Raw genomic sequence first — 20,767 nt, forward strand, 5'->3', positions numbered from 1 at the left:
TGCCGCCGGCCTCCGGTTCGTGGTCGTCGCTGTTACTGATGGTCTGCTGCCTGAATCGTCGTCGGGGCGGGCAAGTGCGACACGTAACGGTCCACGTACGTGACGACCTCCTCGCCTTCCCCGTAGAGCCGCTCGATGAACGCCTGCCAGCGCGCGATCAGATCCGCGTCGGTGTAGCGGACGCCTCCGTGCAGAAGTCCCTCGTCCGTGTAGAGGATCTCGTACAGCACCTGACCGCCCAGCACGACGACTTCGGGCAGGGGGCCGGAGCCCTCCAGCGGGCGCAGCCGCTCACCGCCGACCACCCGCACGGGCATGCCGCTCTCACCCTGGACCCGCAGGGCGTGCAACTCCCACTGCATGTACGGCGTCAGCGGCTCCTCCACGACCCGTACGCGGTGGAAGGCGCCGCCGCGCTCCCGGTCCTCCTCGGCGATGCGCTGCCAGTGGCTGCGCCGCTCGCGGGTCAGGCGCAGCGCCTCCTCCCATTCGCCCCGCCGGAAGGCCTCCCAGCTGGGTGAGGACTGCTCCTGGAAGTGCTGCCGGCGCTCGAACTTCCAGCCCGGGCGGCCGGGCGGAACCGCATCCCGGCGGATGCGGAAGTCGCTTCTGTACGCGGCGAGTTCGAGCCAGACCCCAAGCGAGGGGTCGAGCGCGAGGCCGCCCGTCTCAGCCATCGCCGATGCCCGGCTTGGCCGCACGCAGCGTCACGCCGGGAATGACGACGAGGCGTTCGTCCGCGGCGATCGAGGCGTCGGCGGGAAGGCGGGACTCGTAGTCCGCGGTGAGATCACGGCCGATGACGGCGATGTCGCCGTTGTCCAGCTCCCAGATGTCGGGGCATCCGTCCTGGTCCTCGGTCTGGCCCAGCTCCGCGGCCGATTTCCCCAGCCGCCTCCTGAATAACGCCGACGGATCCGCTTCCCACGCGCGAGCCATCTCCGAACCTCCGCCGCCGATGCGTCCGTTCGTAACGGAGTGTAAGGACGCGGAACACGCACCGCAACGCGACAACAAGCCACGATCCGGCACGCAGCCGTCACGCGCGCGCCCCCTCAGTCCCGCCCGACTCAGTCCCGCCCGTCCACCCGCTCCTCCAGGTGCACGGTCACGCTCTCCCCCGCCTCCTTGCCGATGGCCAGGCGCACTTCGGCCTTGACGGGCAGCTTGTGCGTACCGTCGCCCAGAGCCATGAACGAACTGCGGAACGGATGGCCGTCGATGGTGCCCCGCACCTTCACCAGTCCACGGGTGCCGAAGTGCTCGACGGAGTCCGGCCAGAGGACGTATGTCCAGCCGCCGACGTCGGGACCCTTGCGCAGCGTCGCGGTGAACCGCTTGTCCATGATCGGCGGCCTCCCTCGTCGTCCGTCCCCGTCGTCCGCTTCACCGGTCCTGGCACCAGTGCTTCTGACGCCGGTTCTGGCAAACGCTTCTGGCGAACGGTTCTGGCACCGGTTCCGCCAGTGGGGACCGCGGACGACGGGGAAACTCATCGCGCTCGCGCGGACCGGGCCGGACCGGACCGGGCCGGACCGGACGGGTGCTCCTCCGGCGGCCCCGCCGGATCAGCTCCGGCGGATCAGCCCCGGCGCCCGTCCGTCTGCATGCCCAGCGGAACGCCGATCTCGGCGGCCATCACCGCGCCCGCCTCCTTCTCCAGCGCGCTGTCGTCCTCGTCGGCCTCGCTGTCCGTGTCCAGGCCGTCGAGCGCGCCCAGCGGGCTGTCGAGGCGTACGTGCGCGACGAGCGACTGGAGCGCGCGAAGGGCGGCGGAGGCGGTGGGGCCCCAGTTCGACAGGTACGAGAACTGCCACCACCACAGCGCCTCGCTCACCCGGCCCTCGCTGTAGTGCGCCATGCCGTGCCGCAGGTCGGTGATCACGTCGGCGATGGCGTCGGAGATGCGGCACGTGACCGGGGCGGTGCGCGGCTCGTACGGGTCGAAGACCTCGGAGTAGACGTCGACCGGGTCGAGCAGGGTGGCGAGCTTCAGGCGCATCTCGTCGACGTCGGGCTCGGGGCCGATGTCCGGCTCGTACCTGTCGACGGGCACGAAGTCCTCATGGGCGCCCAACCGGCCGCCAGCGAGGAGGAGTTGGGACAACTCCAGCAGGAGGTACGGGATCGCGCTGTCCGGGTCGTCACCCTTCGCCACCTCGGTCACCGAGACGATGAAGCTCTCGATCTGGTCGGAGATCTGGACGGCGAAGTCGTCCGGACTGTCCTTGATCGCGTTCAGTGTGGCCTCAGACATCCAGCAACCTTCTTCCCTCGAAGGCCCGCCCCAGCGTGACCTCGTCCGCGTACTCCAGGTCTCCCCCGACAGGGAGGCCGCTTGCCAGGCGCGTCACTTTCAGCCCCATGCTTGAGACCATACGCGCGAGGTACGTGGCAGTCGCCTCCCCTTCGAGATTGGGATCAGTGGCGAGGATCAGCTCCGTGACGGCGCCGTCCGCGAGCCGTGCCATCAGCTCGCGGATACGCAGATCGTCCGGGCCGACGCCCTCGATGGGGCTGATGGCGCCGCCCAGCACGTGGTAGCGGCCACGGAACTCCCGCGTCCGCTCGATCGCGACGACGTCCTTGGGCTCCTCGACCACGCAGATGACGCTGCCGTCGCGGCGCGGGTCCGCGCAGACGCGGCACTTCTCCTCCTGCGCGACGTTCCCGCACACCTCGCAGAAGCGGACCTTCTCCTTGACCTCGGTCAGGGCGTGCGCGAGGCGTCGTACGTCGGCGGGCTCGGCCTGGAGGATGTGGAACGCTATCCGCTGCGCGCCCTTGGGACCCACGCCCGGCAGCCTGCCGAGCTCGTCGATGAGGTCCTGAACCACGCCTTCGTACACGGATTCTCCCGTTCTGCCGGCGGCTCGTGCCGCAGGTCTTGCGCCGCGGGGAGGAGCTGCGAGGAGCTGTCCGGGCCCTCTCCCCTCGGAGGTCTTCCGAGGTCCTCCGAGGCTCCGCGATCCTCCGGAACCGTCGAGGCCCGTCGGGTCCGGCGACCCCGGCGGGGCCTGGCAGTGCCTCTTTCCGTCCCTGCTGTCCCTGCCGCCCCTTCTGCGACGGCACTCATGACGTGAACGAGCCCGGCCCCCGCGGCCGTTCCATCCGGGCCCTTCCATCAGAGCCGTTCCGCCGGACCGTTGCACCGGAGCCGTTCCGTCTGCACCGGAGCCGTTCCGTCGGAGCGGCGTCGAGCAGACCGACCCTACGGGGCTGTCGCGGGCCGGGCTACGGGCGCCGGCGACCGGACGGAAGCCGGTGTCAGAACGGCAGTCCGCCCGGCATGCCGCCTCCGCCGCCCAGCCCCTGGGCGAGCGGGCCGAGCTTCTGCTGCTGGACCTCCTCGGCGCTCGCGGTCGCGTCCCGTACGGCGGCGAGTACGAGATCGGCGAGGGTCTCCGTGTCCTCCGGGTCCACCGCCTTGGGGTCGATGACGAGGCCCTCGAGTTCGCCCGTGCCGTTCACGGTCGCCTTGACCAGGCCACCGCCCGAGGAACCCTCGACGGACGTCTCGGCCAGCTCCTGCTGCGCCTCGGCGAGGTCCTGCTGCATCTTCTGGGCCTGCTGCAACAGCTGCTGCATGTCGGGCTGGCCCCCACCACCGGGAATCACGACTTGGCTCCTGGCTCGTCGACGACGTCTGCGTACTGTCTGGTGCGTCCGCGCGTTGCGTCCGTGCGCACTGCTTCGCACGGAGTGCCTCGTGCGTACTTCCACACTCGTAGACGAGCCTACGTGCTACACGGCGGGGCCGCTGAGCCTGTTCTCATCCCGCCCGCGACCCTCGCGGAACGGGCCCGGCACGTCACTGATGATCGATCTCCTCGATCACCGTGGCCCCCAGCTCGCGCATGATCAAGTCGTGGCCGGACAGGGCCGATTCATCGAGATCCGGGTCGTCCTCGGCGGGGATGTCGTCCGCAAGCGCACCGCCGTACGAGGCGGAGTTCCGGGACGCATGGGACGCCTGCGAGGCGTGGGAGGCATGGGAGGCCGACGGGCCTGGGGACGAGGGGCCGGGCACCTGCCCGGATCCGTTCGCGACCGTTGAACGGGCCGCACCGGCCTGATCGGACTGCGCCGTGGCGAGCGCCTGCCGGGCACCCGCGCCGGCGCTCGCGTTCGCGCTCGCCGGGCCGTACGCCTGGGCCTGGGGCGAGGTCCCGCCCCCGGACGGCGAGTAGGAAGCCGCGGACGCGGAGGGAGCCGAGGACGCAGAGGGACCGGCGGGCTGACCGGAGCCGCCGGACGCCGGTCCGCCGCCTCCGAAGCCGCCTCCGCCGAAGCCGCCTCCGCCGAAGCCGCCACCGGAGGTGCCACCGCCGGGCGGCGCCCCTCCCGGCCCCCTCGCGCCGCCGCCCCCGGACGGGTCGACGATCGCCTCGACCTTCCACTGCACGCCCAGCGCGTCGTTCAGCGCACCCAGCAGTACGTCCTCGCTGCCGCCGCCCACGAAGCTGTCGCGCGCACCCGAGTTGGAGAACCCGAGCTGGAGCGTGGAGCCGTCGAACCCCACGATCTGGGCGTTCTGGCTCAGCAGGATCCACGTGAAGCGGCGCCTGTTCTTCACCGCCTCCAGAATCTGCGGCCACATCTGCCGTACCTGCGCGGCACCCTGCGACGGGTCCTGCGCGGCGGGCGCGGGCGCGGACTCCGCATCCGCGTGCTGCGGCGGCACGGACCCGGCTGACGTGGGAGAACCGGCTGACGCAGGGGCCGTGGGAGAAGCGGTGGACTGGCCGGAAGCCGGGGGCCCGGCGGGCCCGCCCTGCTGGGCGGCAGCACCGCCGTCGCTCCGGTCACCGCCACCGGTACCGGCACCGGCACCGGCACCGCTGTCGCTGCCGCCACTGCCGGGCCAGGCACCGGGCCGGCGAGCCGACCCCGCGGACGCCGCGGGCGCTGATCCCGCGGGCGCTGATCCCGCGGACGCCGCCCCGGTGTCACCGCCGCTGTCGCCCTCGCCGCCGTCACCACCGGCGGCACCGGCATCCGGCCCCGCCGACGTCGGCCACGCACCGGGCCTCCGGCCTCCGCCGCCACCGGTCGGCGGCGCCGACGCGGGAGCCCCGGCACCGCCGCTGGACAGCTCGGCCGCTCCCTCGGTCCCGGCGCCCGTCCCCGCGGCGCCCTCCTCAGGCACGGGCGTGGGTGCGGGCGTGGGTGCGGGGCCCGACGCGGGTGGACCCTGCTGAGCCGCGGGCCGCGCGGGAGCCGATGCCTGCGGTTGCGGCTGTGACTGCGGTTGCGGCTGTGACTGCTGCGGCTGCGGCTGCGCGGGTGCCTGCGCCGCAGGCTGCGCCGGCGGAGCCTGCGCGGACACCCCGCCCGCCGCACCCGTGAACGCCGCGCCCCGCTCCAGCCGGTCCAGCCGTGCCTGCACCGAGCGCTCGTCCCCGTACGCCGCAGGCAGCAGCACCCGCGCACAGATCAACTCCAGCTGGAGCCGCGGCGACGTCGCTCCCCGCATCTCGGTGAGCCCGGCGTTGACGACGTCCGCCGCGCGGCTCAGCTCCGCCGGTCCGAACGCGGCGGCCTGCGCCCTCATCCCCTCGACCACATCGACCGGGGCGTCGATCAGCCCCTTCTCCACGGCCTCCGGCACGGCCGCGATGATCACAAGGTCGCGCAGCCGCTCCAGCAGATCCGTGACGAAGCGCCGCGGATCGTGCCCGCCCTCGATGACCCGGTCCACGATCTCGAAGGCCCGCGCCCCGTCCCCGCAGGCGAACGCGTCCACGACCTCGTCCAGCAGCGCCGCGTCGGTGTAGCCCAGCAGGGCCGTGGCCATCGCGTACGTCACGCCGTCCTCGCCGGCGCCCGCGAGCAGCTGGTCCATGACGGACATCGCGTCCCGCACCGACCCGGCACCCGCCCGTACGGCCAGCGGAAGCACCGCCTCCTCGACGGCGATCGACTCCCGCTCACACACCTCGGCCAGATGGTCACGCAGCGTCCCCGGCGGCACGAGCCGGAACGGATAGTGGTGCGTACGCGAGCGGATCGTGCCGATGACCTTCTCCGGCTCGGTCGTCGCGAAGATGAACTTCAGGTGCTCCGGCGGCTCTTCGACCACCTTCAGCAGCGCGTTGAACCCCGCCGACGTGACCATGTGCGCCTCGTCGACGATATAGATCTTGTAACGGCTCGACGCCGGCCCGAAGAACGCCTTCTCCCTCAACTCCCGTGCGTCGTCCACACCTCCGTGCGACGCCGCGTCGATCTCGATCACGTCGATCGAACCCGGTCCGTTACGCGCGAGATCCTGGCACGAGCGGCACTCGCCGCACGGCGAAGGAGTGGGCCCCTGCTCGCAGTTGAGACAGCGGGCGAGGATGCGCGCGCTCGTCGTCTTGCCGCAGCCGCGCGGGCCGCTGAAGAGATAGGCGTGATTGACGCGGTTGTTGCGCAGGGCCTGCTGGAGCGGATCGGTCACGTGCTCTTGCCCGATGACCTCCGCGAAGGTCTCGGGGCGGTACCGGCGGTACAGGGCGAGGGACGACACACCCCCGACGATATCGGTGCGGACCGACAAGCCGCGCCGCCCTCGTACCGCCCGCACGGAGACCCACCGCACGCCCCCCGCAACGATCTTGGGCGATCGCACGACCGTCGCCGCCACAACCGCCCCGGAACCGCCGTCGACCGGCCGCCCGCAAACGCGAACGCCCCTCACGCACCCGCCAGAGCCCTCCTACCCTTGCTGCCTTCCGGCCCTGGGGGAGTTCAGAGAGATAGCGCCACGTGAGGGGCTGCGCCCACAGTACCCGATGCCCGCGGGAGGGATCGAGTTCGCAAGCACTGCCCGGCGTCTTGTAGTGTTTGCGGCGGAGGATTCGCCTAGTGGCCTAGGGCGCACGCTTGGAAAGCGTGTTGGGGGCAACCCCTCACGAGTTCGAATCTCGTATCCTCCGCCCAGCCTCACCGGGCTGTCACGAAGGCCCCGACCTGATCAAGGTCGGGGCCTTCGTCGTTCTCCGTCTCAGTTTCCGTCTCAGTCGGCCTTCGGCGGCTCCCAGAGCGCGTCACCGACCTGCTGAGCCACCTTCCGCAGCATCGACCCGGTGACGTGCATGTACCGGGCGCGCCTCCGGGCCGCTCCACCGGCGTGAGGCCGTATCCCCAACACGCGATCTCTTATACGCGAACAGGCGTGAAGGGGTGTGCGACGGACGGCACTTGTCCCACTGCCACACGGTTTTCGAGGTCAGCGGGACGTGGCAGGGCGTGATCCGCGGCTCTTGCGTGGATCACGCCCTGGGGGAGGGTGTCGTTGGTCGGTCGGGGTTGACCAACGGCTGTGTGTCAGCCGAGCAGTCCGCTGAGGAGTCCCTTCTGGTTGTCCTGGTTGGTGCTGCTGCTGGTGTCGTTGGAGCCGGCGCCGTGCTTCCCCGCCGAGTTCTGGCTCTGGTTGTACGACGAGCCGCCCTCGTCACCACCCTCGGCGGAGGCCTCGGTGCTGCTGGAACCCGCACCATGCTTCCCCGCCGAGTTCTGGCTCTGGTTGTACGACGAGCCGCCCTCGTCACCACCCTCGGCGGAGGCCTCGGTGCTGCTGGAACCCGCACCATGCTTCCCGGCCCAGTTCTCGCTCTGGTTGTACGAGGAGCCGCCCTTGTCACCACCTTCGGCGGAGGCCTCGGTGCTGCTGGAGCCCGCACCGTGCTTCCCGGCCCAGTTCTCGCTCTGGTTGTACGACGAGCCGCCCTCATCACCACCCTCGGCGGAGGCCTCGGTGCTGCCGGAACCCGCACCGTACTTGCCGGCCCAGTTCTGGCCCATCTCGAAGGACGAGACGCCGTCGGTGTTGCCCTGGGAGGAGACGCCGGTGTACCAGGAGGCGGCACCGTGCTGGCCGGCGGCGGAACCGCTTTGCTGGTACGTAGAACCGCCGCTGCTCTGCGCCGAAGCGACGCCGGTGGCCCCGATGATCAGCGGCAGCGCCAAGGCGCCGGCTGCCATTCCACGAGTGAGTTTGCGCATGACTGTTCAGCCCTTCTGTTGGCTGGTCGAATCCCGCACGACCGACGCTGAGTGCCGGGCCGCGGGAAGGTGCAATTCCCTCGCGATGAGGCCCACACCTGAAGTGAACTCTCGTCACATCAGCCGCATCGGCCTCTCGCACCCATGATTCGGGAGCCTCCGCTCGGCGGATTGGCCTCACTTGAGCGCAAGTTGCTCGATCGCACCGAGAGACGGGGACCGGTGTGCCCCGTCCCGGAACCGTTCTGAGTCCGCACCAATCCGCGCGCGGGCCGGCTTCGAATGCCCGGCAAGACACTGTGTTGACCGTGCCACGTCATCCGAGTGCACGCGGCCGCGAGGCAGGCCGACACCAGGTCTGTCCCACCACGCCGTTGACGCCGCCACCCGCACCGGGTTCCGGCCCGCTCGGAAGGACAAGCACCGTGCCAACATCACGTACCGGCCGTCTGGCAGCGCTCGCAGCGCTGCCCGCCGCACTCACCCTCGCCATAGCAGGCCCCGCGTCGGCCACCCCGTCCGAAGAGGACAGCGACGCCTACCAGATCGACATCAAGCAGCTCAACGACTCCGGCGCCACCGGCACCGCACTGGTCAGCGTCCACGGCAGCAAGCTGACGGTGAAGGTGGAGGCAGAAGGGCTGGTGCCCGGCCAGCCCCACGCGCAGCACCTGCACGGCTCGACCGACGGCCACGACTTCCACTGCCCCGACGCCAGTGCCGACAAGAACGGCGACGGCGTGGTCAGCACGGCCGAAGGACTGCCCTCCTACGGCGACATCAACATCTCGCTGACCACCAAGGGCGACACCTCCAAGGACAGCGGTCTGGCAGTGGACCGCATGCCCAAGGCCGACAAGAACGGCAAGCTGACCTACTCGCGGACCATCCCCGTCTCCCACAAGGTCGCGCACCACATCAAGGACCTGCACATCGTGCAGCACGGCATCGACACCAACGACAACGGCAAGTACGACTTCAACAAGGGCAAGAGCGAACTGGACCCGAAGCTTCCCCAGGAAGCCACCGCCCCCGCCGACTGCGGCATGATCAAGGGAGCGGCAGTCGGGTCGATGCCCGTCGGCGGCGTCGAGACCGGCGGCGCGGGAACGCAAGGCATCGAGTCCCCCGTACTGTTCGCGGCCGGCGGTGCCGGACTGCTCGCCGCAGCCGGAGCAGTGGCTCTGGCCCGCAGGCCCGCCCGCCAGCGCAAGTGACCACCGGCGTCATGACACCCTCATGGCGCGCCGGGAGTCGTACGCGGCGGTGGGGACTGCTCACCGCCGCGGCGGCCCTCGCCGTCACCGCAGCCGTGCTGCTGGCGACCGCGTGGCTCCGGCAGCAGCCCTCCCCTCCCCAGGCACCGCAAGCAGCGGCGACACACCGGCACGACGCCGACAGCGCACCGGAGGCCAAGGGCAAACACCCCAAGGCCGCCGCGCTACCGCCTTCAAGTCCCGAGCGCATCCGGATTCCCTCCCTGGGCGTCTCTTCGTCCCTGGAGACCCTCGGCCTTGATCAGAACCAGGCCATGGAAACTCCACGAGATCCCCAACGGGCAGGCTGGTACGAGCCGGGCACGGCCCCCGGCTCGCAGGGTCCCGCGGTCATCGCCGGCCACGTCACCTGGAACGGAACCCCCGCGGTCTTCCACCGCCTGGGCGAGATGAAGCCCGGCAGCCGCATCGAGGTCACACGACAGGACGGACGAACAGCCCTCTTCACCGTGGAGCGGACCGCCCGGTACCCGAAGAAGGACTTCCCGACCATCGAGGTCTACCGCGACACCGACCGGCCGGCACTCCGCCTCATCACCTGCGGCGGCAAGTACTCATCCAAGGACCGCTACTACTCCGACAACGTCGTGATCTTCGCATCACTCACCAGCACCCACAGATAGCCACCGAGGCTCAACTCGCCCTCAGGACAAGCAAGGAGACGCCGGACCCCGTCAAAACGGCGGCCCACAACAAGCGTTCGCGACCGAGCCCCCGGGGGCGGTGCTACTGCGAAAGCCGTTCCCGAGTACTCGGGAACGGCGCGGGTACCGCCGGGGTCCTCAATCGTTGATCGGCGCCCAATAGTTGGGAGCTACCCGTGACCTACCAGTCCTCGCGTCACCCGACGACACCTGCCGTCGACCCAGACGACCGGCCGACGGCGCAGACCGACCCGTCGGCAGAAGAACCATCCGAACAAGAAGGAACGCGCCTCAAGCTTCACTGCCAAGTCAAACGGGTCGGCCCCTCGGAGCTGCATCCTGATCTCGCCGAAGTCGAACTGTCGGTGCCACTTCCCGAGAGCGGAGCATCGGCCCGACGACCAGATCCTCACTCCTTGATCGACCTCGTTTCCCGAGCAGGCTCCAAGACGATCGGAACCAAGGAGGCGACCGGTGCGCGCGACCAACTCGTGGCCCTGCTGGAATGGTTGATCGAAGCACACGGGCACGGGCTGGTGAACGTCACCGACCCACGTCACTGAGCGCAGGACGCAACGACATGGCGACCACGACGCAGTACCCCGCACGCCACAACCCGCAGGGTGCTACGGCTTTTCGGCGAAGCCGACGCAGTAAGAGTCCCAGAAAGGACGGTGACTGCTTCTCGGCATCTCCGTCTCAGTTTCAGTCTCATTCAGTACCGCCCAGAGGCGTTCACTGGCATACGGAGAGCCCGTCCGGCAAAGGTCGAACACGGCCACGCACTCATCTGAACAAGCACGTACGCAGGGCTGACAGACACCAACAGACTCGGAAAGCGTGTTGGGGGCAACCCCTCACGAGTTCGAATCTCGTATCCTCCGCACCCGCCCGCCGGGCAACGACGAAGGCCCCGACCTGATCAAGGTCGGGGCCTTCGTCGTTGCCGGGTTCGTCATCGCCGGTTCGTCATCGCCGGTTCGTCGTGGCCGGGTTCACCGCCGCGCGGTCGCCGAAGGCGGATCCGGAACTTCCCGCCGAGGTCTGTCAGGAGCTGGCCGCCGGGTGCGGATCGCCGAGGTACGGGAAGCGGTCCAGGGTGTCGGTGTGGGGGCTCAGACCGGTGGGCGGCGCCTCGTTCTTGGTGAGGAACGCGACGCGGATGTCGATGACGTCCTCGGTGAACTTCCGGCCGTTGGGATAGACGGCGGCCTTGGAGGGGTCGAAGTGGAGCACGTCCGGCAGGATGCCCTCCTTGTCGAGTGCCGCGATCGCCTCCTCGCGCGAGTAGTCGCCGGTGTGGCCCAGCAGGTGCACGAACTGGTCCGTCCACCTGGCCCGGTCGTCGACCGGCTCGCTGGCGTTGTACTCCTCCTTGGTGTCGTCGGTGTTGAAGAAGCTGCTGACCGAGGGGTGCCCGGCGCGGTCGGCGTGGACGAGTTCGCCGTCGCGGCGGACGCTGCACCGGCCCCAGATGCGCAGCTCGGGGTCGGGGGCCAGCTCCCGGGTCGGCAGTTCGATGGCCATGGAGAAGACGTTGGCCGTGGTGTTTGAGTCGACGCCGGTCCACGGTGACTTCCCGTCCAGGTGCGGGGCGGTGAAGTTCCGCTTGCCACTGGTGTCGAACAGGTTCGTGATGCCGTCGAAGTCGAAGAAGAAGGCGTCGCTGCGACTGCCGGCGGACACCTTGTAGTCGCCGCTGGTGACCACGTTGGCCCGGGGACCGAAGGAGACGGCGGCATCGGACACGATCTCGGTGCCGACCGCCTCGGGCTCACGGGACTGCGCACCGGTCGCCATGAAGACGCTGTAGGTCTGCCCGCCGTCGGCCGCCGCCGGGCTGAAGACCCAGCTGAAGGCGACGTCGGTCAGGTAGTCGCCGTCGTTGTCGATGTTCAGCCGGTACACCGAATCGGGGTGCATGGCATCGGCGTTGGGGTTCGCGTTCAGGATGAGTACGGTCCTGTCCGGATCGGCGGGTGCCTGGAAGGCGTACAGGTCGCACAAGTCGAGCCGCTGGTCGCCGAGCGGCGACCCGAGGCTGAGGCCGGTGAAGTGGTTGGACACGGCGGGCACTTCCTCTCTCACTCCCTGAAGGCCAGAGCGCACGAACGGCCATTCCGCAACTCACACATAGAGGCCTGCACCTCATATAGGGATATAGAGGCCTGCACCCTGGAAGTGCGGACAAGCTAGCCCGCCGCACCAGCCCGGCCCGGGATGAAGAGGTTGCTGCTGTCGATCAACCCCCGAACAGCGCAGCCGTCCGCATTCGCACACTCCCCGCCGCCGGCGTACGTCGTCCTCAGCCGGCCGAGGCGGCCAGCGCCGCCCAGGTGCGGGGCCCCACCACGCCGTCGACGTCGAGGTGCCGCGCCCGCTGAAAGGCCTTCACGGCCTTGGCTGTTGCCGGTCCCGCGACGCCGTCGGCGGCCACCTTGCGGCCGTTGGCGCGGAGGAGCCTCTGTACGGCGGTGACGGCGTGGCCGCGGTCGCCCCTGCGCACGGTGACGATCAGCGCCCGCCAGGTGTCGCCGCCGACCACGCCGTCGACGGCGAGCGAGCGGTCCCGCTGGTACGCGCGTACCCGGGCGGCGGTGTCGCGGCCGAACTCGCCGTCGGGGTCGGTGCGGTGGCCGTGCGCGGTGAGCAGGTACTGCACCGCGCGTACGGTTTCGCCCTCGGCACCGGTCTTCAGCAGCGGCCAGGAACGGGGGCCTCTTCCGGGCGCGGTGGGTTCCGTACCGGGGGCGGGAGCCTTATCGCCCGGAGGCGTCGCACCGGGTGCCGCCTTGCTCGGCGTCGTCCCGTCGGGCACCGACCCGCCGGGGACCGTGTCGCCGGGAGCGGCGCAGCCGGACACCGCCGTGTCGTCCGTATCGCAGCCCGGTTGGGCGGGGGACGGGGCGCCTGAGGGCGGCGATGTCGACGGGCAGTCGTCCCCCGCGCACGTGCCGGCGGCGGCCGGCGGAGCGCTGTCCGCCCGGCCCCGTCCGTCGGCGCACGCGGAGAGGACGGCGGCGAGCAGCGCGATCACGATCACGCCCGAGCGCAGCGTACGCCGCCGGAACCGGTGCCCAACTGCGGCCGGTGCGCGGCCGATCCACGATCCGGGCTCGGTGTTCATGGCAACTCCCAAGGGCCACGTGAGGCATACGGCGCGCGTGACGGCGGGCACGAGTGGACGGGGCGAGAGTGGCAGACGGTAGCGCGTCACGGACAGGGCGCGTACGGCGGACGGCCCCGCAACGGCGGCGGCGCCCCGTCGCCCGGCCCAGGATGAGCGAACGCCCGGGCGGGAGCCCCGGCCGCCCGCCCTACCCGGCGCCCTGACCGGAAGCCGCGAAGCGACCCCGGAACAGATCGCGGAGCAGCGCGATCTCGGCCATGTGATGGATGAATTCGAGGTTCGCGCCCCACAGCACGCCGATGAACGGGTCGTCGGGGTCGGATCCGTACGGATACTGCGAGAACCCGACCGTGTCGAGCTGCTCCTCGGTCACGCCGCCGACGCTCTCCCGCCAGCGGGCGATCAGCTCCCAGAACCGCTCCAGCGCCGCCGCGGCGGAGGGGGTGAAGTCGACCAGCAGCTTCGGCTCGCGCCGCCGCTCACCGAAGGTCCACTCCCATCCGCCCGCGAAGTGGAAGTGCAGGTGCGCCAGCCGCCACGCGATGGTCGTCACCGGCGTCACGTCGGGCTCCCGCGGTCCGGTGTGCGCCAGGACCTGCTCGACCCGCGCCGCGGTCACGCTCCAGTCCTCGGCGATCTTGGCGACGCTCATGCCTCCGGCGGCCTGCCGGGCCACCTCGGCGTACTCGCCGGCCGGAATGTCCGGCGCGCCCTGGTCGAGCACCCACTCGCCCGGCCCGAACGCCCTCGGCGTCACCGCCTCGCCCCGGCGCCGCAGCGACCAGCAGCCGGGCACCGGCTCCCACAGGAACTCCTCGTCGCCGAGCCCCGCCAGCCGCACCTCGGCCATCTCCCTGGCCCGGTCGAACTGGTCGAGCAGCAAGCCCAACCGGTCGGTCCGCGCACCCTGGGTCTCCATGCCCGGCTCCCCTCCACGGCCACGCGTCCCGTACGCCCCGCGCTCAGCCGGAAGCTAGCGGCTCACCGCACGCAGGCGCGACCGGTTTCTCCGCCCACGGAAGCGCTGCGCCACCCTGCCGGCCGGCCTTTCCGCCGCGCCTGTCCGCCTCAAGTCCGCCCCGCGCCAGCCCAGTTGCAACGGCCGGGCCGGTTGAGTCGGTCAAGGAGACCAAGGAGGACAGAAGCAATCCCGGGCGTCTTACGGACAGTTGACAGGCCGGCGGATAGAACTGGGCAAGCCTCCCAAGCCGCTGGTGTCACGTACGAACGACTCCGAGGCTTCCAACGCGTCGGCGGTGCGGCGCAGCACCACCCGCTGTCGCGCTGTCGCCGGGCACAAGGCGCCCGCCTCCCGGATTCATCACATCCGGACAACGATCCTCACCTGCGGCGGAAGGCGGAGCAGACTGACCCGTACCGGCCCTGACCTGGAGAAGAACCACCCCGGAAGGCCCCGCCTTCCGCACCGGAGGTACCGCGCCCTGTGACCACGACGACCAAGGCAGCCTCCCCCGCGTCCGAGCAACGGCACGACGCGGAGGAGGAACAGGAGCCGCGGGGCCGCCGGTTCGACTCGTCCCATCTGCTGATCCTGCTGCTGCTCTCGGTGGTCGCGATGCAGGGGCCGATCCGCCGGGCGGTGTCATCGCCCGAAGTGCAGAGCTGGATGACCGTGTTCGTGGCGGTCGTCGTGCAGGCGCTGCCGTTCCTGGTGCTCGGCGTGCTGCTCTCCGCGGTCATCGCGGTCTTCGTACCGCCCTCGTTCTTCGCCCGCGCACTGCCGCGCAGCCCCGTGCTCGCCGTACCGGTCGCCGGGGCCGCCGGGGCCGCGCTCCCGGGCTGCGAGTGCGCGTCGGTGCCGGTCGCGGGCGCGCTCGTACGCAGGGGTGTCACACCCGCCGCGGCACTGGCGTTCCTGCTGTCCGCCCCCGCCATCAACCCGATCGTGCTGACGGCCACCGCCGTCGCGTTCCCCCGCGATCCGGAGATGGTCCTCGCCCGGTTCGCGGCCAGCCTGGTCGTGGCGTGCGCGATGGGCTGGCTGTGGCACCGCCTCGGCCGTACGGACTGGCTGCGTCCCCCGTCCCGCCCGTCCTCCGAGGATCTCGGCAAGGGGGCGGCCTTCTGGGGTTCCGTACGTCATGACGTCATGCACGCGGGCGGCTTCCTGGTCGTCGGGGCGATGGCCGCGGCCACGCTCAAGTCCGCCGTACCCGCGAACTGGCTGCGCGCCGCCGCCGGCAACCCCGCGGTGTCCGTTCTCGCGCTCGCGGCCCTCGCGGTGCTGCTGTCGATCTGCTCGGAGGCCGATGCGTTCGTGGCCGCGTCGCTGACCCAGTTCTCGCTGACCGCTCGGCTGGCCTTCCTCGTCGTGGGACCGATGATCGATCTGAAGCTCTTCGCCATGCAGGCCGGGACCTTCGGCCGGGGCTTCGCCCTGCGGTTCGCCCCCGCCACCTTCGCGCTCGCCGTCGCCGTGTCGGCGCTCACCGGGGCGGTCCTGCTGTGAACCGGACGGCACAGGCGGTCGTGCTCTTCCTCACCGGCGGCGCCGTGCTGCGCGCGGGCTTCACCGACCTCTATCTCCAGTACGTGAAGGCCGGGTTGCGCCCGCTGCTGCTCGCGGCCGGCTTCGTACTGATCGCCGCGGCGGCCGCCACGGTCTGGTACGAGATGCGCGCCGCCCGCGCGAACCGTACGGCCCGTACAGCCCGTACGCCCGGCACGCCGGATCCCGACCGCAACCACGAGGACGGGGACGACGCGGACGGGGACAGCGAGAACGGGGCGCAGACCCACGCGCACACCCACCGCGAACCCCGTGTCTCCTGGCTCCTGGTGCTCCCCTTCTTCGCCCTCATCCTGGTGGCCCCTCCCGCGCCCGGCTCCTACAGCGCCCTGCGCTCGGGCACCGCCCTCCAGCCGACGTGGGACTTCGCGAAGCTGCCCGCGGACGACCCGCTGCGGCTCGAACTCCTCGACTACGCCAGCCGCGCCGCTTACGACCACGGACGCTCGCTCGACGACCGCCGCATCAAGGTCACCGGGTTCGTCGCCCTCGACCGCGGCGGCACCCCGTATCTGACGCGCATGGTCCTCAACTGCTGCGCCGCCGACGCCCGCCCCGTGAAGATCGGCCTGACCGGACACACGCCGACGACCGCGCTCCCGCCCGACAGCTGGATCGAGATCACCGGCGCATACACCGGAAGGAAGGCGAAGGACCCCGTCAACGGGGGCGTCATCCCTTTCATCAAGGTCGACAAGGTCCACCAGGTACCGGCTCCCCGCGACCCGTACGGAAACTGAGCGACCGTCCGCACTCCGCCTCTCCACACCAGCCCGTTCAACTGCGGGGCGTGCGGCCTTTCTTGACCACCCGTCGCCGTACGTCACCGCAATCGGAACCGGCGGAAGAGGACACGGAATCGGCCGCCGCGTGCCCAAACCGGCGTGTGCTGCATCCGATGCCCGGCACGCCCATCACGGCGTGTTCCGCGGAATGACCGGAGTCCCGCAATACTCTCTGTGATTGCCTACATGCGATCGGTTACTGGTCGTGTCAAGCCCCTCAGAAAGTGGAGATGAAATGCGCAAGCTTCGCGAAGCTGCTGCCGTAGTCGCCGTGCTCGGCACCGTCACCGTCGTCGGCGCCGGAGTAGCGGCCGCTCACGAGGAGCCGCCGGCCTCCGTGAGCATCACCTGCGAGCAGGACACCGGCAACAACACCCTCACCACCCAGGAGGGCGGCCTCGTCAACGCCGCAGACGCCCTCAACGGCGGCGACGCCAACTCCAGCGCCAACCAGCAGCTCTGCGGCCTCTCGAACGAGGACCCGGAGAACACCGCGGGCGACGCCACCGGCGGCGCGGGCGGCGCCATCGGCGGCATCACCGTCGGCGCGGTCGCTGCTCCCTGATCGGGACTGACCAGCGGAGGACTCGGGGACCGGGCGATCGCCCGGTCCCTTAGTCGTGCCCCGCTTTCCCTCTCTTCGTCCCCCTCCCTGATGTGGACCGGCGGGCGCCCGGTACGTGCTCGACGTCGGGCGCAGTCCGAGGAGGAGGCTCACATCAGTGGTAAATCATCCCAATACGGCGTGTTGCACATTGAGTCGGCGTCCACAGCAATACGGTCGGTCACTGTCTACGCACGGTCCCTTACTGATCGTGTTCAAGTCGTTCGGAAAGTGGAGATGAAATGCGCAAGCTTCGCGAAGCTGCTGCCGTAGTCGCCGTGCTCGGCACCGTCACCGTCGTCGGCGCAGGGGTTGCCGCCGCCGGCGAGGAGCCGCCGGCCGCCGTGAGCATCACCTGCGAGCAGGACCTCGGCAACAACACCCTCACCAACCAGGAGGGCGGCACCGTCAACGCCGCCAACCTCCTCAACGGCGGCGACGCCAACTCCAGCGCCAACCAGCAGCTCTGCGGCCTCGAGAACGAAGACCCGGAGAACACCGCGGGCGACGCCACCGGCGGCCTCGGCGGCACCATCGCCGGAATCACCGTCGGCTGATCGCAGAACCGCTTGAAAGAACTTCGGGGACCGGGCAATCGCCCGGTCCCCGAGTCATGTCCACGACTTCCCCGCGTCGCAGCTCACGACTTCCGCCGGAATCCCAATTGTGCGAGCGGCCCTCTCTCCCGGCGAGAAGACCGGCCAGAAGGCCGACGAGAAGAAAAGAATCATCTTCCTCTTCACTGTGTGTTGTTTCGCCATGGAACGCATCGGCCGTGAATACCATCTGTCACTCCTTGCGTGCGCTCGGTTATGGGTCGCAGGCAGAACACTCAATGGAAGTGGAGATGAAATGCGCAAGCTTCGCGCAGCTGCGGCCGTAGTCGCCATGGTCGGCAGCGTCGGCATGATCGGCGCCGGTCTCGCGGCCGCCCAGGCAGACGGCGAGTCGCCGCTCGCCGTCAAGTGCGAGCAGGACCTCGGCGACAACACCCTCACCAACCAGGAGGGCGGCACAGTCAACCTCGCCGACGCCCTCAACGGCGGTGACGCCGACCAGAGCGCCAACCAGCAACTCTGCGGCCTGGAGAACGAGGACGCCGAGAACACCTCGCCCACGCCGACCGCGACCGGCACGACCCCGCCCGCGACGGGCGGCGGCGCGGGCGGTGGCATCGGCACCATCGACGTCGGCGGCGCCGGCTGACAGCCGGAGCAGCCCTTCCTGTTCAGGGGCCGGGCCTCATGCCCGACCCCTGAACTTCGCTACACAGAGCGACCCGACATGCGGTGCGATACGGCGTGTTGCAGGACAAAGAGGGGTTGCGGCAATACCGTCTGTAATCGAGTGCAGTCAATCGATCACTGAACTGATCACATCAACACCCCCCTCATGGAAGTGGAGACGAAAATGCGCAAGCTTCGCGAAGCTGCTGCCGTAGTCGCCATGGTCGGCAGCGTCAGCATGGTCGGCGCCGGTGTCGCGGCAGCGTGTGGCGAGCACGAGGAGTCCACGCCCCCGTCCGTCAGCATCGAGTGCACCCAGGACACGGGCAGCAACACCGCCACCACTCAGACGGGCACGGTGAACATCTCCGACGCCCTCAACGGCGGTGACGCCAACTCCAGCGCCAACCAGCAGCTCTGCGGCCTCTCGAACGAGGACCCGGAGAACACCGCGGGCGACGCCACCGGCGGCGCGGGCGGCGCGATCGGCACCATCGACGTCGGCCTCTGATCCGGGACACCGATCACGGACGCTGACCAATCGAGCAGTTCAGGGACCGAGTTCTCCAACTCGGTCCCTGAACTGCGTCTGCGGCCGCACGACTTCGATAACCGGCTCGATGCGGCGTGTTGCAGGGGCGCGTGACCGTTTCGGCAATACTGTCTGTCACCGTGTACACACGATCAGTAAAGGGTCGTGGCAAGCCCAGGGAAGGGAAAAAGAAATGGCCAAGCTTCGCGAAGCTGCAATCGTCGCGGCCATGGTCGGCAGCGTCGGCATGATCGGTGCCGGCACGGCGTCCGCTCACGGTGACGACGCGCCGCGCGGGCCGATCCACATTCACTGCACTCAGAACGTCAACGACAACTCCAGGGTCGAACAGGTCGGGCTTGTCAACATCAACGGCCCGCTCCTGGGCGGCGGGAACGCGGACGCGACCGCCAACCAGCAGCTGTGCGGCCTGGAGAACGAGGACCCGGAGAACACCGCGGGCACCGGGACCGGCGGCCTCGGCGGGACCCTCGGCGACATCGGCGTCACCCTCTGAGCTGCTGAAGCCGCCCCTGGGCAGCTCCTGGACCGAACCCAAGCTCGGTCCAGGAGCTGCCCTTTGTCATGCCGCCGGAACCTTGCGTACGAGGACGGGCCGGGGGCCGGGCCTCGTACGGAAGCGGACGGGGCGTCAGGACGCGGACTAGGCGGCCGTCTTGAAGCGGTCCAGGGCGCCGTGCGGGTTGAGCACGTACTTGCGGCTGGCGCCCTGGTCGAACTCGGCGTAGCCGCGCGGTGCGTCCTCCAGGGAGATGACCTGCGCGTTGACCGCCTTCGCGATCTGCACGCGGTCGTGGAGGATCGCCATGGCGAGCTGCCGGTGGTACTTCATCACCGGGCACTGGCCCGTGGTGAAGCTGTGGCTCTTCGCCCAGCCGAGGCCGAGGCGCATCTTGAGCGAGCCGGTCTGGGCGTCGGAGTCGATGCCGCCGGGGTCCTCCGTGACGTACAGGCCGGGGATGCCGAGGGAGGCGCCGGCCCTGGCGACGCCCATCAAGGAGTTGAGGACCGTGGCGGGAGCCTCGGCGGCGTCCTTGCCGTGGCCCCTCGCCTCGAAGCCGACGGCGTCGACGGCCGCGTCGACCTCGGGTTCGCCGAGGATGTCCTCGATCTGCTCCTCCGGGGAACCGCGCGTGAGGTCCACGGTCTCGCAGCCGAAGCTGCGGGCCTGGGCGAGGCGCTGGTCGTTGAGGTCGCCGACGATGACGACGGCGGCGCCCAGGAGTTGGGCGGCGGCGGCCGCGGCGAGGCCCACGGGGCCCGCGCCCGCGACGTAGACGGTGCTGCCGGGGCCGACGCCGGCGCTGACGCAGCCGTGGTAGCCCGTGGGGAAGATGTCGGAGAGCATCGTCAGGTCCAGGAGCTTGTCCAGGGCCTGGTCGCGGTCACGGAAGCGGAGCAGGTTGAAGTCCGCGTAGGGGACCATCACGTACTCGGCCTGGCCGCCGACCCAGCCGCCCATGTCCACGTATCCGTAGGCGGATCCGGGGCGGGCGGGATTGACGTTGAGACAGATGCCGGTCTTGCGCTCCTTGCAGTTGCGACAGCGTCCGCAGGCGATGTTGAACGGGACGGAGACGATGTCGCCCTGCTTGATGAACTCGACGTCGGGGCCGGTCTCGATCACCTCGCCGGTGATCTCGTGGCCGAGGACGAGGTCCGCGGGGGCGGTCGTACGGCCGCGGACCATGTGCTGGTCGCTGCCGCAGATGTTGCTTGCCAGGACCTTGACGATCACTCCGTGACGGCAGTGGCGGCCCACGTTGTGCGGGTCCACACCGGGTCCGTCGTGCAGCTCCAGGTCGGGATAGTCGATCGTCTGGACCTCGACGACGCCGGGTTCTATGTAGGCGACGGCCCTGTTTCCACTCATGAACTGTCCCTCCGACCATGCGTATGGGCGCTATTCGTCCCCTTGTGGCAGTCTGGGGCACCTTGCTCGACTCGGCCAGTCTGGCGGCTGAAACGTCCAGTTACCTGCACGGATGTGCCCGGGGTGTGACCGTCCGTCCGCTGGTCGTTCACCTCG

At 70.1% G+C, this 20,767-nt stretch carries 22 protein-coding genes, 1 tRNA gene and 1 other RNA gene; 11 read left to right on the top strand and 13 right to left on the bottom strand.

The window, feature by feature from the left end:
* Nucleotides 1-32 precede the first annotated feature (32 nt).
* The 8 genes from HCC61_RS23670 to ffs all read right to left on the bottom strand — a co-directional run bounded on the left by HCC61_RS23670 (nt 33) and on the right by ffs (nt 6,763).
* Nucleotides 33-677, bottom strand: coding sequence for a DUF6879 family protein (locus HCC61_RS23670; RefSeq protein WP_169138573.1), 645 nt, complete (start codon nt 675-677; stop codon nt 33-35).
* Nucleotides 670-939: a hypothetical protein gene (locus HCC61_RS23675; protein ID WP_169138575.1), complete on the bottom strand. Its 270-nt coding sequence runs from the start codon at nt 937-939 to the stop codon at nt 670-672. Before HCC61_RS23675 ends, HCC61_RS23670 begins: the two co-directional genes overlap by 8 nt.
* A 131-nt stretch (nt 940-1,070) precedes the next feature.
* Entirely contained in the window at nt 1,071-1,346 is a 276-nt protein-coding gene (locus HCC61_RS23680) for a DUF1905 domain-containing protein (protein ID WP_169138577.1), read from the bottom strand.
* A 236-nt stretch (nt 1,347-1,582) separates the two neighbouring features.
* Nucleotides 1,583-2,257, bottom strand: coding sequence for a DUF5063 domain-containing protein (locus HCC61_RS23685; RefSeq protein ID WP_169138579.1), 675 nt, complete (start codon nt 2,255-2,257; stop codon nt 1,583-1,585).
* Complete coding sequence (gene recR / locus HCC61_RS23690) at nt 2,250-2,849, bottom strand: recombination mediator RecR (RefSeq protein WP_169138581.1); 600 nt, start codon at nt 2,847-2,849, stop codon at nt 2,250-2,252. The genes HCC61_RS23685 and recR overlap by 8 nt, the downstream gene beginning before the upstream one ends.
* A 418-nt stretch (nt 2,850-3,267) precedes the next feature.
* A complete protein-coding gene (locus HCC61_RS23695) occupies nt 3,268-3,618 on the bottom strand; it encodes a YbaB/EbfC family nucleoid-associated protein (RefSeq protein WP_169138583.1) in 351 nt (116 codons plus the stop codon).
* A 193-nt stretch (nt 3,619-3,811) separates the two neighbouring features.
* Nucleotides 3,812-6,511: a DNA polymerase III subunit gamma and tau gene (locus HCC61_RS23700; protein WP_169138585.1), complete on the bottom strand. Its 2,700-nt coding sequence runs from the start codon at nt 6,509-6,511 to the stop codon at nt 3,812-3,814.
* 153 nt (nt 6,512-6,664) lie between these two features.
* Nucleotides 6,665-6,763, bottom strand: an RNA gene (gene ffs, locus HCC61_RS23705) — signal recognition particle sRNA small type.
* Between the two features lie 72 nt (nt 6,764-6,835).
* On the opposite strand from ffs, the gene HCC61_RS23710 reads away from it, so the two are divergent.
* A tRNA-Ser gene (locus HCC61_RS23710) sits at nt 6,836-6,920 on the top strand.
* A gap of 391 nt (nt 6,921-7,311) precedes the next feature.
* Here the strand turns inward: HCC61_RS23710 and HCC61_RS23715 are convergent.
* On the bottom strand, nt 7,312-7,968 hold the full coding sequence (locus HCC61_RS23715) for a hypothetical protein (RefSeq protein ID WP_169138587.1): 657 nt from the start codon (nt 7,966-7,968) through the stop codon (nt 7,312-7,314).
* A gap of 446 nt (nt 7,969-8,414) precedes the next feature.
* Between HCC61_RS23715 and HCC61_RS23720 the strand changes: the two genes are divergently transcribed.
* The 3 genes from HCC61_RS23720 (at nt 8,415) to HCC61_RS23730 (ending at nt 10,473) form a co-directional block, all read left to right on the top strand.
* The gene (locus HCC61_RS23720; protein ID WP_169138589.1) at nt 8,415-9,206 is read left to right on the top strand and encodes a hypothetical protein; all 792 of its coding nucleotides are present in this window, start codon (nt 8,415-8,417) and stop codon (nt 9,204-9,206) included.
* An 11-nt stretch (nt 9,207-9,217) separates the two neighbouring features.
* Nucleotides 9,218-9,889 (top strand): class F sortase, encoded by a 672-nt coding sequence (locus tag HCC61_RS23725; protein ID WP_169138591.1) that lies wholly within the window; start codon nt 9,218-9,220, stop codon nt 9,887-9,889.
* 197 nt (nt 9,890-10,086) lie between these two features.
* Nucleotides 10,087-10,473, top strand: a complete 387-nt coding sequence (locus tag HCC61_RS23730) for a hypothetical protein (protein WP_169138593.1) — start codon at nt 10,087-10,089, stop codon at nt 10,471-10,473.
* A 484-nt stretch (nt 10,474-10,957) separates the two neighbouring features.
* Here the strand turns inward: HCC61_RS23730 and HCC61_RS23735 are convergent, their stop codons facing one another.
* From HCC61_RS23735 to HCC61_RS23745, 3 genes are all read right to left on the bottom strand, one after another.
* Complete coding sequence (locus tag HCC61_RS23735) at nt 10,958-11,977, bottom strand: DUF4331 family protein (RefSeq protein ID WP_169138595.1); 1,020 nt, start codon at nt 11,975-11,977, stop codon at nt 10,958-10,960.
* A 238-nt stretch (nt 11,978-12,215) separates the two neighbouring features.
* Entirely contained in the window at nt 12,216-13,037 is an 822-nt protein-coding gene (locus tag HCC61_RS23740; protein ID WP_169138597.1) for a peptidoglycan-binding protein, read from the bottom strand.
* A gap of 190 nt (nt 13,038-13,227) precedes the next feature.
* Nucleotides 13,228-13,959: a DinB family protein gene (locus HCC61_RS23745; RefSeq protein ID WP_169138599.1), complete on the bottom strand. Its 732-nt coding sequence runs from the start codon at nt 13,957-13,959 to the stop codon at nt 13,228-13,230.
* A 525-nt stretch (nt 13,960-14,484) separates the two neighbouring features.
* Here HCC61_RS23745 and HCC61_RS23750 point away from each other — a divergent pair.
* From HCC61_RS23750 to HCC61_RS23780, 7 genes are all read left to right on the top strand, one after another.
* Entirely contained in the window at nt 14,485-15,510 is a 1,026-nt protein-coding gene (locus HCC61_RS23750; RefSeq protein ID WP_169138601.1) for a permease, read from the top strand.
* Complete coding sequence (locus tag HCC61_RS23755) at nt 15,507-16,310, top strand: TIGR03943 family protein (protein WP_169138603.1); 804 nt, start codon at nt 15,507-15,509, stop codon at nt 16,308-16,310. Before HCC61_RS23750 ends, HCC61_RS23755 begins: the two co-directional genes overlap by 4 nt.
* 280 nt (nt 16,311-16,590) lie before the next feature.
* Nucleotides 16,591-16,920, top strand: a complete 330-nt coding sequence (locus HCC61_RS23760) for a hypothetical protein (RefSeq protein ID WP_169138605.1) — start codon at nt 16,591-16,593, stop codon at nt 16,918-16,920.
* Between the two features lie 281 nt (nt 16,921-17,201).
* Entirely contained in the window at nt 17,202-17,516 is a 315-nt protein-coding gene (locus tag HCC61_RS23765) for a hypothetical protein (RefSeq protein WP_169138607.1), read from the top strand.
* A 295-nt stretch (nt 17,517-17,811) separates the two neighbouring features.
* On the top strand, nt 17,812-18,165 hold the full coding sequence (locus HCC61_RS23770; protein ID WP_169138609.1) for a hypothetical protein: 354 nt from the start codon (nt 17,812-17,814) through the stop codon (nt 18,163-18,165).
* 204 nt (nt 18,166-18,369) lie between these two features.
* Nucleotides 18,370-18,696: a hypothetical protein gene (locus HCC61_RS23775; RefSeq protein WP_169138611.1), complete on the top strand. Its 327-nt coding sequence runs from the start codon at nt 18,370-18,372 to the stop codon at nt 18,694-18,696.
* Between the two features lie 214 nt (nt 18,697-18,910).
* Nucleotides 18,911-19,234, top strand: a complete 324-nt coding sequence (locus tag HCC61_RS23780; RefSeq protein WP_169138613.1) for a hypothetical protein — start codon at nt 18,911-18,913, stop codon at nt 19,232-19,234.
* A 147-nt stretch (nt 19,235-19,381) separates the two neighbouring features.
* Here the strand turns inward: HCC61_RS23780 and fdhA are convergent, their stop codons facing one another.
* The gene (gene fdhA, locus HCC61_RS23785) at nt 19,382-20,611 is read right to left on the bottom strand and encodes a formaldehyde dehydrogenase, glutathione-independent (protein WP_169138614.1); all 1,230 of its coding nucleotides are present in this window, start codon (nt 20,609-20,611) and stop codon (nt 19,382-19,384) included.
* Nucleotides 20,612-20,767: the final 156 nt, after the last annotated feature.

It is taken from the genome of Streptomyces sp. HNM0575 (assembly GCF_012726265.1).
In the GTDB taxonomy this organism is placed as follows: Bacteria; Actinomycetota; Actinomycetes; order Streptomycetales; family Streptomycetaceae; genus Streptomyces.